Source organism: Paraliomyxa miuraensis, assembly GCF_026337845.1.
In the GTDB taxonomy this organism is placed as follows: Bacteria; Myxococcota_A; Polyangia; order Nannocystales; family Nannocystaceae; genus Paraliomyxa; species Paraliomyxa miuraensis.
Genome location: NZ_JAOVZF010000164.1, coordinates 82,424 through 96,995, shown reverse-complemented (window position 1 = coordinate 96,995; position 14,572 = coordinate 82,424). Strand labels below are relative to the sequence as shown.

The 14,572-nt window shown below is 70.6% G+C and carries 13 protein-coding genes; 8 read left to right on the top strand and 5 right to left on the bottom strand.

Annotated elements, in window-relative coordinates:
• The first annotated feature begins 100 nt into the window (after positions 1–100).
• The 3 genes from OEB96_RS43600 (at position 101) to OEB96_RS43590 (ending at position 2,913) form a co-directional block, all read left to right on the top strand.
• Complete coding sequence (locus tag OEB96_RS43600; RefSeq protein ID WP_266222909.1) at positions 101–658, top strand: GbsR/MarR family transcriptional regulator; 558 nt, start codon at positions 101–103, stop codon at positions 656–658.
• Positions 655–1,899 (top strand): FAD-dependent oxidoreductase, encoded by a 1,245-nt coding sequence (locus OEB96_RS43595; protein WP_266222908.1) that lies wholly within the window; start codon positions 655–657, stop codon positions 1,897–1,899. The genes OEB96_RS43600 and OEB96_RS43595 overlap by 4 nt, the downstream gene beginning before the upstream one ends.
• 75 nt (positions 1,900–1,974) lie before the next feature.
• Positions 1,975–2,913, top strand: coding sequence for a hypothetical protein (locus OEB96_RS43590; RefSeq protein ID WP_266222907.1), 939 nt, complete (start codon positions 1,975–1,977; stop codon positions 2,911–2,913).
• Positions 2,914–2,955: 42 nt separating this feature from the next.
• Here the strand turns inward: OEB96_RS43590 and OEB96_RS43585 are convergent, their stop codons facing one another.
• The 5 genes from OEB96_RS43585 to OEB96_RS43565 all read right to left on the bottom strand — a co-directional run bounded on the left by OEB96_RS43585 (position 2,956) and on the right by OEB96_RS43565 (position 7,783).
• Entirely contained in the window at positions 2,956–4,203 is a 1,248-nt protein-coding gene (locus OEB96_RS43585; protein ID WP_266222906.1) for a right-handed parallel beta-helix repeat-containing protein, read from the bottom strand.
• 38 nt (positions 4,204–4,241) lie between these two features.
• The gene (locus tag OEB96_RS43580) at positions 4,242–5,132 is read right to left on the bottom strand and encodes a hypothetical protein (protein ID WP_266222905.1); all 891 of its coding nucleotides are present in this window, start codon (positions 5,130–5,132) and stop codon (positions 4,242–4,244) included.
• A 91-nt stretch (positions 5,133–5,223) separates the two neighbouring features.
• Entirely contained in the window at positions 5,224–6,345 is a 1,122-nt protein-coding gene (locus OEB96_RS43575) for a M28 family metallopeptidase (protein WP_266222904.1), read from the bottom strand.
• Between the two features lie 11 nt (positions 6,346–6,356).
• A complete protein-coding gene (locus OEB96_RS43570) occupies positions 6,357–6,773 on the bottom strand; it encodes a peptidase associated/transthyretin-like domain-containing protein (protein WP_266222903.1) in 417 nt (138 codons plus the stop codon).
• 74 nt (positions 6,774–6,847) lie between these two features.
• Entirely contained in the window at positions 6,848–7,783 is a 936-nt protein-coding gene (locus OEB96_RS43565; protein ID WP_266222902.1) for a hypothetical protein, read from the bottom strand.
• 285 nt (positions 7,784–8,068) lie between these two features.
• Here OEB96_RS43565 and OEB96_RS43560 point away from each other — a divergent pair, with 285 nt between their 5' ends.
• The 5 genes from OEB96_RS43560 to OEB96_RS43540 all read left to right on the top strand — a co-directional run bounded on the left by OEB96_RS43560 (position 8,069) and on the right by OEB96_RS43540 (position 14,572).
• Positions 8,069–8,407, top strand: coding sequence for a hypothetical protein (locus OEB96_RS43560; protein WP_266222901.1), 339 nt, complete (start codon positions 8,069–8,071; stop codon positions 8,405–8,407).
• 22 nt (positions 8,408–8,429) lie between these two features.
• A complete protein-coding gene (queC, locus tag OEB96_RS43555) occupies positions 8,430–9,206 on the top strand; it encodes a 7-cyano-7-deazaguanine synthase QueC (RefSeq protein ID WP_266222900.1) in 777 nt (258 codons plus the stop codon).
• Positions 9,207–9,333: 127 nt separating this feature from the next.
• Positions 9,334–11,163 (top strand): dipeptidyl-peptidase 3 family protein, encoded by a 1,830-nt coding sequence (locus tag OEB96_RS43550; RefSeq protein ID WP_266222899.1) that lies wholly within the window; start codon positions 9,334–9,336, stop codon positions 11,161–11,163.
• Between the two features lie 23 nt (positions 11,164–11,186).
• Complete coding sequence (locus tag OEB96_RS43545) at positions 11,187–11,750, top strand: DinB family protein (RefSeq protein ID WP_266222898.1); 564 nt, start codon at positions 11,187–11,189, stop codon at positions 11,748–11,750.
• 95 nt (positions 11,751–11,845) lie between these two features.
• Positions 11,846–14,572 carry a VIT domain-containing protein gene (locus OEB96_RS43540; RefSeq protein WP_266222897.1) on the top strand — a complete coding sequence of 909 codons (2,727 nt, stop codon included), beginning with the start codon at positions 11,846–11,848 and terminating at the stop codon, positions 14,570–14,572.

Here is a 14,572-nt window from a genome sequence, read left to right as displayed (position 1 = left end):
GCTCGTCTCGGCACGGGGCGCCAGGGCCCCAAGACGGCTCTGGATCGTCGAAATCAGCATGATCAGTTAGTTCGGTATTGACTGAACGAACCGAACGGCCATGCTCCACACCGTGCTGTCCGAGGCGGAGCTGCAGCTGTGTGAGGCCTTCGGCCGCTTGTTCGAGGACGGCGGCTCCACGCGCATCGCGGGTCGCGTGGTGGGGTGGCTGATGTTGTGTGACCCGCCCCACCAGACCCAGGCCGAGCTGGTGCAGGGGCTGGGGGTGAGCAAGGCATCGGTGAGCACCGAGCTGCGCCAGCTCGAGCTGCGGGGGATGGTCGAGCGCATCACTTTGCCGGGCGATCGTCGCAGCTACTACCGCGTCGCCATCGACGCCTGGCCCGAGCTGATGGCCCGCCGCCTGCGGGTCATCGATCGCTGCGTGGCGCTGGCCGACGAGGGCCTGGCGTTGCTCGAGCACGCGTCCGACGAGCGGCGCGCCCGGCTCGCCGGGCTCCGCCACGGCTACGTCCGCTTGCAGGCGGTGATGCGCGCGGCGCTCGAGGAGCTACGGGCCGAGACGCGCGCGGGCAGGCCAGGCCCGGCCTCGGGCAAGGCGGGCAAGCGCACGGTCAAGGCCAGCAAGGCCAGCCACGAGAAGAGGAGCAAGCGATGATCGAGCGATCCCCTCGAGCCGATGCGGCCCGCGTGATCGTGGTCGGAGCCGGTCCCGCCGGGGCGTCCCTGGCACTCTTGCTGGCGCGCCGCGGCATCGACACCGTGCTGATCGAGCGCCACGCCGATCTCGAGCGCGAGTTTCGGGGCGAGGGCGTGCAGCCCAGCGGCCTCGTGTGCCTCGAGCAGATGGGCCTATGCGACGACGTGGCCGCGCTGCCGCAGACCAGGCTGCGGCGCACCGTGTTCGGCTTTCGCCGTGGCCGCGACGGCCCGCTGCGGATCGTCGAGGTGCCCGCGCTCGAGGACGGTGGTCCCGGGATCCGGCTCATCGCTCAGCCCGCGCTCCTGCGCATGCTCTGCGCAAGGGCGGCCGAGCACCCGAGCTTTCACCTGCGCATGGGCGTGGGCGTGCGGGGGTTGCTGCGCGACGACGGCGGTCGCGTCCGAGGGGTGCGCCTCGACGGCGGCGAGGAGCTGCGTGCGGCCCTGGTGATCGCCACCGACGGTCGGCACTCGATCGTGCGCAAGCGCCTGGGAATCGAGATCGACCAGGTCGAGCAGAGCTTCGACGTGGTGTGGGCGCGCGCCCGGCTCGAGGGGCCGCTGGTGGTTCCCGACCAGGCCTACGTGGAGTACCTGCCCGAGGGAGGGTTCGCGTCGGTGTTCCCGGCCCCCGCGGGGGGCCACCAGATCGGCGTGATCATCCGCAAGGGCGTGTTCTCGGATCTGCGTCGCAGCGGCGATCTGCCCGAGCTCCGCTGGTTGCACGGGCGGGTCAGCAAGGGCATGTGGGAGATGCTCGAGCGCGCGCGCGAGCAGCTCCACGATCCGGTGCTGCTCGACGTGATCTGTGGCCAGGCCCCGACCTGGTCGGCTCCCGGAGTGCTGCTGCTCGGTGATGCCGCCCATCCCATGTCGCCGGTCGGAGGGCAGGGGATCAACATGGCCTTGCGCGATGCAGTGATCGCCGCCAATCACCTGGTGCCCGTGCTGCTCGAGCCGGGGTGTTCGCCCGCCGAGCTCGACGCGGTCCTTGGTGCCATCGAGGCCGAGCGGCGGCCCGAGATCACGGCGATCCAGGCGCTCCAGACCAGACGAGCCCGGGGGCTTCGGGCACGCGGCTGGCTCATGCTGCGGCTGATGAGCGCGATCTTGCGAGTGCGGCCGCTCTTGCGCCTGCTGCTGCGCCAGCGAGCGCCGTTTGGGCGCGGTCAGGTGCAAGTCCGGCTACGCGTGTGAGCACCCCCTCGTCGACCATGGCCGCGAACCGCTCGAGACCAGACCGCGCCCGCGCCGTGGTGCGTACGGGGCCTGGTGGGCCATCGACGCGCAGTTCCCTTCGCCCTCCTGCTCGCTCTGTGCGGCTTCGCCGGCGTGACCGTTGGCGAGCCCGTCGCTCGGGCCCACGGTCCTCAGGGCTGGCGGCCACCCCCGCCGGTGGTGATGCCCGCGGTCTCGGTCTCGCTGCAATCGGCCCATGGCCACGCGTTGCCCACGGTGCATCACCGCGGCCAGACGTTCGTGGCGGGTGATCGAGGCGATCGCTACGAGATCCGCGTCACCAACAATTCCTCCGATCGCATCGAGGTGGTGGTGAGCGTCGACGGTCGCGATGCCGTCTCGGGCAAGCTCGGAGACTTCACCACCCAGCGGGGCTACGTGCTCGAGCCGTTCGGCACGGTGGTGATCGATGGCTTTCGCACCTCGCTCCAGCAGGTGGCGGCGTTCCGATTCTCGAGCGTGGAGGACAGCTTCACGGGGCGGCTGGGCACGCCGCAGCACGCGGGGGTGATCGGGGTGGCGGTGTTCAAGGAGCAGCCGCGGCGCGTGGCCCGGCCCCACGCGGTCGCGCCCGCGTCCAAGTCCCAGCCCAAGTCCCAGCCCAAGTCCAAGAAGGCCGATCGAGCCGCGCCGGGGGGTGCCACCCAGGCGCCCTCGACCCCTGGACGCACGGGGAGTCGCTCGGGCTGGTCGCCGCCCCGTGACGAAGCCGCCAACGAGCTGGGCACCGAATTCGGCGAGCAGCGCTCCAGTGCGGTGCGGGAGGTGAGCTTCACGCGCGCCAACGCGCGGCGGCCCGACTTCACCACGCAGCTGTTCTACGACTCGGCGCGTGGCCTCGCCGCGCGTGGGGTGCCGATCGAGATCGAGCCGGTGATCGTGCACCGGCCGCACCCGGGCCCCGATGCATGGCCGGGGGCGTCCGAGCGCGAGCGCTTCGCTCAGCCGCCGCCGGGATGGCGACCGCGCTGATCCGCCCGGGTGGCGACTTCGTTGCGGCGAGCGAGCGACGGCTCAGCCGCAGCCCATCGCATTGCACACGAAGCCGGTCGCCGCGCCGTAGCCTCCGAAGGCGCCCACGCCCGGGATCGCCACGTCCTGCGGTCCATTGTCGTCGACCCCCGTGCCCCAGTCGCCGTCGATCACCGTGACCGTGCCGCTGCCCGCGTAGAGCAGCAGCCCACCCCCGCTCCCGGTGGCCACGTTGCGCTGCACGGTGGTGTCGGTGAGCGTGATCGTCGAGCCGGCCGTACCGATCCCGGCACCGTCGAGTCCGTCGTTGTCGATGATGCTGCTCGAGTCGATCGTGACCTGCGGGATGTCGAACAGCGCCATGCCGCCCCCGAGCTCGTCGGAGACGTTGTTGGCCACGGTGCAGCCGGTCATGGTGAGGCTGCCGGTGAGGCCGTTGCCATTCATGGCGAGGCCGCCTCCGATCCCTCCGATGTTGTCGGCGATGGTCGTGTCGACGAGCACGAGCTGCGCCCCCACGTAGGTGTAGACGCCGGCGCCATCGCTCGAGGTGTTGCCCGTGATCGTGCACTGCTCCACCGTGACCAGGTCGGTGCCCGTGATGCTGAGCCCCCCGCCGAGGCCATTGCTCTGCCCCCCGGTGAGGGTGAAGCCGGTGATCACGACCTCGCCTGCGCTCACGACCAGCGTGGGGGCGGCTCCTCCTCCATCGATGGTGGTGACGGCTGCGCCCTCCTGGGACACCAGCCATAGATCATGCGGAATGCCGACGTTCTCGACGAAGGTGCCCGCGCACACGCGGACCTCCGAGCCCGGGACCGAGGCTGCGACCGCGGCGAAGATCGATGCATGGCTGCCCTGGCCGTCGACCGAGACCACGCCGTCCTCGGGGGTCGTGGCGTCGCAATCGTCGTCGATGCCATTGCAGCGCTCGACGGCGCCGGGGTGCACGTCGGGGTCGGTGTCGTCGCAATCGACCGAGGCGGGGTGACCGTCCGCGTCGTCGTCGGGGTCGTCGCTCGTGTCGGTGTCGGTGTCGGTGTCCGTCGCGGTGCTGGAGCCGGAGTCGGAGCCGGAGGTGGCCGTGGTGCCGGAGCTCGGGTCCGGCTCGCCGGTGCTGGTCGTGCCCGGGTCGATGGTGGTCGAGTCGTCGGCCGAGGTGGTCGTGGTGGTCGTGGCCAAGGTGGTGCCCGAGCTCGCCTCGGTCTCGGTCTCACCCGCGGGGGGAGGGTCGCCACAGCCGATCGCGATCAGGGCACAAGGTACGATCAGGAGCAAGCAAGGGCGCATCGGCCGACGATAGCAGCGCGCGCCCCAACCATGAATTCTCAATACACGAACGCATCATTGCCGTGGGTCACCGTGACCAGCAGGATCGTGTCGGCGGTGACCTCGGGCGGCAGGGTGGCGTAGGCGGCCAACAGGCTCTGCGCGTGCATGTCGGCGTAGGCGATCACGTGGAGGATCTGCTTGACCCACGCATCGCGGGGCGCCACGTTGGCGGTGCTGGCCAGGATGTCCTCGAGCTTGTCCGTGAGCAGGTTGGCCGCTTGCATCTCGGTGTAGGGGTCGTCGGGCGGAAAGCCCACCGCTCGCGTGACGCTCACCCCCACCACGCGGCCGTCGATCTCCACCAAGACGTCGGTCTTGGTGCCCATGGGATCGGTGTAGACGATCTCACCCTCGGTCGCGAGCAGCTGCGCGCCCTCGCAGCGGGCGAGCACCTCGAACGAGATCACCTCGGAGTGCAGCGAGCTGCCGCCGAGGTTGCCCGCGTCGTACACGGCCTGGCCTTCGGGCGTGAGCAGATCGTAGTCGAAGCCGAGATCGCGAAAGTCGATCGCATTCTCGAACGTGAAGGCGCTGGGCGAGTCGAGCTCCAGCGCGTCGATGAGCCCGCACTCGCCGGAGATCGTGCCGAGGGCGGGGGCCTCTCCGGTCGAGTCGGATGCCGTGGTGTCGGTGGAATCGGAGGCGGTGCCGGTCTCGGCCGAGGCGGAGCTCGAGGACGATCCGCCCGAGGTCGAGGAGCCGGGCTCGGCCGTGCTGGCATCGGCCCCGGTGGCGTCGGAGCTCGTCGTGGTGATCGGTGGTGTGGTCGTCCCGGTGGTGCCGGTGGTCGCGGTGGTCGACGCGTCGTCGGCGGTCTGCGGCGGCTCGTCGGACGTGCAGGCCGGGGCGGTGAGCAGCGGGAGCGAGAGCGCGAATCGGGCGAGCATCCGCATCCCGGACAGCTTGGCGCGGATGGATGGAGCGGGGCAAGCCGCGGTGCGCTCGGGTCGAGGACCCGCTGGCTTCGCCGGCCTCGCGTCACTGCGGGGGATCGAACCACCCCGGCTGACCCTCGTGCTCGGCCAGGCGCCACACCCCGCGTGCCACCGCCTGGACGATCACCGACATGCGCTCGTAGTCGAGTCGGTCGGCTTCGTCGTCGGGCGAGTGATAGAGAGCGTCGATGGTTCCGGCGGCCACCGTGTGGGCCACCACGTGCTGGCGCGCCAGCGGGTAGTTGTCGGAGCGATCGAACGCGGCGCCCTCCTCGGCTCCGATCGCGAACCCATCGAGGAAGGTGACCTTGCCGTCGGGGTTGGCCGCGGTGAGCCACTCACCGAGCTCGCTGCGCATCATGCCGGGCAGCCATGCGACCAGGGCACCGCTGGAGGGGTCCTCGGGTGACGCTCGCCCCAGCATCTCGAGATTGACGTGGGCCACCACCTGCTCGAGCGGGCGCACGGGGTGCTCGGCGTAGTGGTACGAGCCTCGCAGGCCTCGCTCCTCGCCGCAGAAGGCCACGAACAGCACGCTGCGCCGCGGCGGCCGGGGCGAGACGGACAGGGCCTCGGCGATGGCGAGCATGGCCGCCGTTCCGCTCGCGTCGTCGTTGGCTCCGTTGAAGATGCGATCCTCTCCGAACGCCCGCTCGCCGATGTGGTCGTAGTGGGCGGTCACCATCACGGTCTGCTCGGCGAGCTCGGGATCGCGCCCGGGCAGCAGCGCCAGCACGTTGCTGGCCAGGCCCGGGTGCTCGGGCCCGCCGCACTCGAAGCGCTGCACGTGCTCGGGTGCGAGCTGCGGGGCGCGCAGGCCCTGGGCACGCATTTGCTCGAGCACGTAGTCGGCCGCCTCGTCGAGCTGCGGCGAGGGGGTGGGGCGGCCGCGCAAGCGATCGTCGGCCAAGCGCTCCACATGGGCGTGCAGGCGCTGCGGTGTGATGCGAGCCAGCGCCGAGGGCGACAGCGGCTCGGGCTCGGGCTCGGGCCGGGACGCACGCGCGACCACGGCCCCTCGAGGTGCCGCGCCGGCCCCGGGGGGCGAGCCCTCGGGCTCGACGACCGAGCGCCCGCATGCCATGCCGAGCACCAGCAGCAACGGCCAGCATGGCTGCCAGTACAGCTGATGGCCCGGTGCCGAGGCCCGCTCGTGGTCTCGCACGCCGGGAGGCCCTAGCCGCCGTTGACGGTGATCGACACCGCCGCGCCCTTGGGCACGTCGAGCAAGCCGGTGGCGAGCACGTCGGCACCGTCGCGCACTTGCAGGTCGTTCTTGCCCGAGGGCAGCTCCACGCCCGAGACCGGCGCCGTACCCACGTAGCGACCGTTGAGGAACACGCTGCCGCGGCCGCCGTCGATCGACAGCGACAGCGTGCCCGCGTTCTTGGTGCTCCGCTTCTTGCGATCCTTCGAGGTGCTCTTCTTGTCGGCGGTGAAGCTCGCGCCGCCGGAGTCGACGCACAGGCCGCTGCTGTCGCTGCAACCCATCCCGGCAGCGAGCACGGCCGCGGTGGCGGCCGGACCCGGGGAGGCCACGGCGAGCCCGAGGCCGAGCCCGAGGGCGAGCGCCCACGGCAGTGGTCGGGACACGGAGGTTCGGGGCAGGGTTGGCAGGGCAGGCATGAGGCTCTCCGCGATGGTTGGCAGGAGTTGGGGGGAAGGGTCTAGAAGCGACCGGTGAGGGCGAGGCCGCGCCCGGTGGGCAACAGCATCACCGAGGCTTCCTCGTCCGAGGGAGATTCTTGGGGGGCGGAGCCGGCGTTCTTGCCACGGCGCTTGCCGATCACGAGCAGCGTGACGCCGAGGACGAGGCCGACGCCGCCCACGGCGAGGCCGACCCCGGCGAGCAGGTTGCCGCGGCGGCCCTTGGCGTCGAACTCGTCGAACTCGGTGCCGTAGACGGCGGGATCGTCGACCCGCTTTTGGTTGATGCGTCCGATGGCCATGCCGGCGGCGCCCAGGCCGAGGCCGGCCACGCCCAGGCCGATGAACCCGGCGCCCGCGATCCGCAGGCCACGGCCGTTGCCCTGCTTGCGCTTGGGCGCCGCCTCGGGGGCGACCACCGCGTCTTGCTCGGCTTCGATCTCGGCGATCGTGGCGTCGGCGTCGTCGATGAGCGCGCTGGCACGGGCGAGCAGCCCCGACACGTCCTCGGTGGCCACCAGTCGGTAGTCGGGATCGGACGCCGAGTCGAGGTGGAAGTAGAGGACGTCCTGCGCCGTCTGGGCGCGCATCTTGGCGGTCTCGGCCGACGAGATCTCGCGCTCCTCCTTGGCCATCGCGAGGTACACGTCGGCGGCGTCGAGGAACAGCACCGGGTCGCCTTCGTTCTGTGCGGCGCCGTCGTAGAGGATGGTCGCCGCGGTCAGCTCGCCGGCGCTCACCATCTGCTGGCCTTGCTGCTGGACCGGGGCGCGGCGCTCGGCCGCCTCCTCGGGAGTGAGCCCGCCGCTCTTCTTCGTCTTCTTGAACAGCAGCGGCGCCGGCGTGACGCCCGCGCGGGCCGACACCGGCACCGTGGCCACCCCCACCCCAAGGGCCAGCGCAAGCGCCAGCGTCGCGGACGCGCGACGTTGCCCCGCCCTGCCTGGACTCGACATCACTGGGCCAAGCTACCGGAGCCTCTGCCGTTTTTCAAACCGGGGGCGGCGCTTGCCGGTCGGGCGGGCCGCCGAGGAAATGGCGGCTGGCTTCTCCCCCGAGATTTCCGGTGGGGCGCCTTGCTCCTGGTGCGCCTGGCCGTGGCTGGTGCCGGTGAGGGGTCGGTTTTCCTCCCGTGCGATTCGAAGATAGTGTTCGCTCAGGTGTCGAACGACGAACGGCTCGGAGCTGGCCCCGGCGGCCATCGGCGCGGATGGGGCAGCGGGGCGACCGTGCTGCCATCCATGATCCTGGCCGTGGGGTTGGCCATGGGCCTGGGGCCCGCCTGCTACCACGGGGGCGAGCGCGACAAGGATCCACCACCAGGGCTGCCCGGTGGCCTGTGCCTCGCACCCGACGGCCACTGCGAGGCGGGCACCTGCAACCGCAATCGCAACTTCTGCTACGACCCCATCGATCCGTGCAACGGGTTCTTCTGCGGGGGCGAGGATCGGGGGGTCTGCTTCCCCGATGCCGACGGGCAGCCGTCGTGTCAGTGCAATCCGGGCTACAGCAACGAGCAGTACGATCTCTACTGCTGCCCGGATGCCTCGAGCGGCTTCGACGAGCTGTGCGCCCAGTGACGCACGAGCGCAGGCCGAGCCCATGAGCGACGCACGAGACGAGGGCGCCACCGGCCCGGCGGTGGTCTTGCTCAGCGGTGGGCTCGACTCCGTCACCGTCCTCGCGATCGCGCGCGCGGCCGGGCACGACGTGTACGCGCTGAGCTTTCGCTACGGTCAGCGCCACGCGCTCGAGCTGCAGTGCGCCGCGCGGCAGGCCGAGCGCTTCGGAGCCCGGGCCCACGAGCTCGTCGATCTGTCGCACCTCGGTCGCCTGGTCGCGTCGGCCACGGCCCTGGTCGAGGGCAGCGCGCTGTCGGTCCCCAAGGATCGCGATCCATCCGGAGCAGGGGCTGCGGCCGAGCACGCCTCGGAGATCCCGGTGACCTACGTGCCCGCGCGCAACACCTTGTTCCTCTCGTATGCCCTGGCCTGGGCCGAGACCCTCGGAGCGCGCGACATCTGGATCGGCGTCAACGCGCTCGACTACTCGGGCTATCCCGACTGCCGCCCCGCCTTCATCGATGCGTTCGCGCGCATGGCCAACCTGGCCACCCGGGTGGGGGTGGAAGGGGAGGGCGATGCGGTGCGCATCCGTACTCCGCTCATCGACCTGCCCAAGTCCGGCATCATCGCCCGCGGCGTGGAGCTGGGGGTGAACTACGCCGACACCGTCAGCTGCTACGACCCCTCGGCCGACGAGCCCGACCAGCGTCGAGCCTGGCCCCTGGCCTGCGGCCGCTGCGACAGCTGCCAGCTGCGCCGCAAGGGCTTTGCGGAGGCGGGGGTGGAGGATCCCACGCGCTACGTGGCGGGGTGACGTCCACCGCGGGCTTGGACATGGGAACAGTGTCCTTCATCCCGTCCGTCGCCGTCAGTGCGTGTCATGGCCAGGCGGATGGGCCGCCGTTTGCTCCGGGCGGCGGGTCTTGCGACGCTTCGCCTCGATGTCGACGCGCTCGGTCCCCTTCGTCTCGCTCGCTCGTCTGTTTGCTCCGATGCCGCTGTTGCTTACGCTCGCGTGCGGCGGTGGAAGTGGTGAGGGCAAGGACGGCAAGAAGGTGGAGGCGAAGACGGCGGCCGGTGATGCCAAGGCCGGTGATGCCAAGTCGGGCGATGCCAAGGCCGGTGAGGCCAAGGCCGGCGATGCCAAGGCCGGTGACACCAAGGCCGGCGAGGCGCCCAACCCCGAGGCGGCTGCCCTTGGGGCCAAGATCGATCAGTTCGCGATCGCCGAGCTGACGGTCGATACCGCCTCGTTGTCGGAGTCGGAACGCCAGACGCTGTCGACCCTCATCGAGGCGGCCAAGCTGATGGATCCGATCTTCGACCGCCAGGCGTGGGTGGGCAATCCCAAGCTCGAGTCGAAGCTGTCCACGGCGACCGATCCGGTCGGCAAGGCCAAGTACGCCTACTTTCGCATCATGCGGGGGCCGTGGGATCGCCAGAACCATCGCGAGCCGTTCGCGGTGACCGAGCCCTGGCCCAAGGGCGCGGGCTTCTACCCCGAGGATCTGACCGCCGAGGAATTCAAGGCCTGGGTCGCCGACCACCCCAAGGACGCGGGCGCATTCGAGGGCCTCTACACGGTGATCGCTCGCGACAACCAGGGCCTTCGCGCCACGCCCTACTCCGAGTCCTATGCGGAGTGGCTGGACCCGGCCGCGGCCAAGCTGCGCGAGGCCGCCGAGCACACCGAGAACGCATCGCTGGCCAAGTTCCTGCGCTCGCGCGCCGACGCCTTCGGCAGCGACGACTACTACGGCAGCGACAAGGACTGGATGGATCTCGACAGCCGCGTCGAGATCACCATCGGGCCCTACGAGACCTACGAGGACGAGCTGCTCGGGCTCAAGGCCAGCTTCGAGGCGTTCGTGACGGTGAGCGACCCGGCCGCCTCGGAGGCGCTGGCCAAGTACAAGGAGTACCTGCCCAAGATGGAGCAGCACCTGCCCGTGGACGACTCGGTCAAGACCAAGCGCGGGTCCGAGAGCCCGATCCGCGTCGTCGACATCGTGTTCACCGCGGGCGACTCGCGCAAGTCGGTGCAGACGATCGCCTTCAACCTCCCCAACGACGAGCGCGTGCGCAAGGAGAAGGGCGCCAAGAAGGTGCTGCTGCGCAACCTCATCGAGACCAAGTTCGAGCGCATCATGAAGCCCATCGGACAGAAGGTGCTCGATCCCTCGCTGCACGACCGGCTCTCGGGCGACGCGTTCTTCAACCAGGTGCTGTTCCACGAGCTCTCGCACAGCCTCGGCCCCGCGTTCACGAAGGTGGATGGCAAGCAGGTCGAGGTGCGCGTGGCGCTGGGTCCGGTCTACACCGCGCTCGAGGAGTGCAAGGCCGACGCCATGGGGGCCTTCAACATCCTCTACATGATCGACGAGGGGCAGCTGCCGGCCGACATGCGCGAGAAGCTGCTCGTCTCGTACTTCGCGGGGCTGTTTCGCAGCGTTCGCTTCGGCGTGGCCGAGTCGCACGGGCAGGGAGCCGCGATCCAGGTAAACCGCTACCTCGCAGGCGGCGGCGCCAGCTTCGACGAGGCCAAGGGCGTGTTCACCATCGATCTGGCCAAGCTCGAGGAGAACATCGGCGCCCTGGTGCACGACTTGGTGATGCTCCAGCACGAGGGCGACAAGGCCAAGGCCGAGGCGTTCGTGGCCGAGCACGGGGTGATGAGCCCATCGATGGAGAAGGCGCTGGCGGGGCTGACGGAGATCCCCGTGGACATCCGCCCGGTGTATCCGCTGGCCGGGGAGACGGGGCCGCGCTGACGACCGAAGGAGGAAGGACCTCGATGGATCCCTCGGCATACTTCCGTGGCCTGGCGCGCAACAACGCCTGGGCCAACCACCGGCTGCTGCGGGCGTGCGAGGGGCTGACGCCCGAGGAATTGGTGGCGCCGCGCTCGGGCTTCTTTCCGTCGCTGCGAGCGACGCTCAACCACATCCTCGTCATCGATCGCTTCTACGTGGATGCGCTCGAGGGCGGGCGGCTGGGGCCGGCCGCGTGGGCCGAGCGCGAGCCGTGCAAGACGCTCGACGAGCTGCGGCGCGAGCAGGTGGCGGTGGATCGGCGGCTGATCGCCGTGTGCAACGGCCTCACGGCCGAGCGCCTGGCGGCGCCCGTACGCGTGAACCGGGGAGCTCACGATCAGGTGGAGCGCTGCGATCGCTTGCTGCTGCACCTGCTGCTGCACCAGGTCCACCACCGCGGCCAGGCGCATGCCATGCTCAGCAGCACTTCGGTCGAGCCCCCGCAGCTCGACGAATTCTTCCCCGAGGGCGATGCTTCGCTGCGCGAGGTGGATCTACGGGCGCTCGGCTGGACCGAGGCCGAGCTGTGGGAGGAGTGGACGTAGAGCCCCGGGCACGCTCGGTTGATTGCGGGCTTCGTGGGACGCGCCGTTCGTCCCTCATGCCTGAAAGCCCGCTGGGGGCCTCCCGTTGGCCGCTCGTGAGCCGCTCGTTCGTAGTCCTCGTGGGTCGCCTGGTGCTGTGTGGGCTCGGAATCCTGGTGCTGCCCGCGTGCCGTACGGCGCCGCTCTTCCCGACCACCCTCGACCCCGCACCCGCGCTCGCGACCGACCCCTCCGAGCCCCAAGTCCACGAGCACGAGCACGAGCACGAGGAACGGCGGACCGCCCGAGCGGCGGATCGGCTCGGCCGCTCGGCGACGTCTCCGGCGTGGACCGGCCCCGACGAGCCCGAGGACGGTCTCTACGCCCGCACCGCGCCCGGCTCGCTGCCCGAGCTGTGCGACGCCAAGGGGGTCCCGCTGCCGCTGCGCCACACCGACGTGCAGGCCGATCTCCGTGGCCACGTGGCCGAGGTTCGGGTGCGGCAGACGTTCCACAACGCGGCCAAGCGGCCCATCGAGGTCGTCTACACGTTTCCGCTGCCCGAGAACTCTGCGGTCGCCGACATGCGCATGACGATCGGCGAGCGCACGATCCACAGCGAGGTTCACGAGCGCAAGGCGGCGCGCAACACCTACGAGCATGCTCGCGCGCAGGGGCACACGGCCGCTTTGCTCGAGCAGGAGCGGCCCAACATCTTCACCCACTCGGTGGCCAACATCGCACCCGGCGAGGACGTCGAGGTCGAGCTGCGCTACCTCCAAACGCTGACCTACGACGAGGGCGCGTACGAGTACGTGTTCCCCATGGTCGTGGGGCCGCGCTTCATGCCCGGCGAGCCCACGGGGAGGCCCCAAAGCGGCACCGGAACCCATCTCGACACCACCGTGGTTCCCGATGCCGCGCGGATCTCCCCGCCGATCCTCGGCCACGGCGAGCGCGACGGCGACGACATCTCGATCTCGGTCACGGCCGACGCCGGGCTGCCGATCGTGTCGTGGTCGGCCCCCACCCACGACGTGGTGGCGCAGGCCCGCGACGGTCGTCTGAGCCTCGCCCTCGCTCGACACGACTCCGTGCCCAATCGCGACTTCGTGCTGCGCTACCGCGTGGCCGGAGCCGAGCCCCGCGCAACGGCCTTCTTCGGCCCGACCAACGCCAAGGGCGACGGGCACTACCTCATGATTGCCTACCCGCCCCACGCGGACGTGGATGCCGAGGTCGGGCGCCGCGAGCTGGTGTTCGTGGTCGATCGCTCGGGCTCGATGTCGGGGGAGCCGCTGGCCCTGGCCAAGCAGACCGTGCGCGAGCTGCTGTCGCACCTGCGTCCCGTGGACACCTTCGACGTGGTTGGCTTCGCCTCGGGCACCGAGCGCCTGTTCGGCCGGCCGCGGCCCGCCAACGCCGAGAACCTGGTGACGGCCCTGGCCTTCATCGACGAGATGGTCGGCGGCGGAGGCACGATGATGAACGATGCGGTGCAGGCGTCGCTGAGCGACGAGGTCGCCCGCGGGTTCAACCGCTACGTGCTGTTCCTGACCGACGGCTACGTGGGCAACGAGGATCAGATCCTCGCGGGTGCGCGGGGCCTGGTCGAGCGGATCGCCAGGCGGGGGCAGGTGGCGCGCGTGTTCGGGATTGGAATCGGGTCGTCCCCCAACCGCTACTTGATCGATGGCCTGGCCGAGGCCGGGAACGGGGCGGCCCGGACCATCACCCATCGCGAGGAGCCCAGCCGAGTGGTCAACGCGACCCTGCACGACATCGATCGACCGGCGCTCACCGAGCTGCGGCTGCCCGAGGGCAGCGGGCTCGAGGTCGAGAGCTTTCCGTCGACGATCCCCGATCTGTTCGTCAGTCATCCGGTGGTGGTGGTGGGGCGCTACCACGGTCGGCCGCCGCAGTCGCTCGCGCTGCACGCCAAGCAGGGGCGCAGGCATCGACGGATCCCGGTGGAGATCCAGCGGACGAGCGAGGACGATCGCACCATGAGCACGCTGTGGGCGCGGGCCAAGGTGGATGAGCTGGAGGCCCGGCTGTGGAGCGGCCACGACGAGGAGGCGGTGGACGAGATCACCGCGCTGGGTCTGCAGCACCACATGGTGACCGCCTACACCAGCCTGGTGGCGGTCGATCGCTCGCGCCGCGTGGGCAACGGACGACCGTCCCACGTGGTGCAGCCGACTCATGCTCCCGAGGGGGTCGACGTGGAGATGGCCGGCGGGGTGAGCGTGGGTCGCACGGTTGCGATGGAGGAGTTCCGCAACATCCCGATCGGCAACGGCATCGGCCGCGACTTCACCCAGGTGGTGGAGTCGTCGGCGATGGCGTTGGGAGATTCGGCCGGGATCTCGCTGGCGGGGACCACGGGGGCGGAGTCCAACTATCAGGTCGAGGTGGTGCAGGCCGAGCGGGTGGCCAAGGTGCGCACGGCACCCGAGCGTGCGCTCGACCTCGAGCTGAAGACCGATGGGCCCATGCCCCCCGGTCGACCGCAAGCGCACGTCGCCTTCGGGCGCGTACGCGCCGAGACGTCGCGCTCGACGGCGCCGCTGCGCGCGGCGCTGCGCAAGAGCCGTGGTCGCCTGCGCCAGTGCTTCGAGTCGTCGCCGATGTTCGAGGTCGAGGGCCAGGCCGGGAACAAGACGCTGGTGATCATCGAGCTGACGGTGGACGCCCAGGGCGAGCTCTCGGCGCGCGTGGTCCATGGCACGCTGCGAGATGCCAAGGCCGACCGCTGCCTCGAGCACGCGATCACCGAGGCTCCGTGGGCGCTGTCGCCGGGGACGGTGCTCCAGCTGCCGCTGACGCTGTGGGCCGACTGA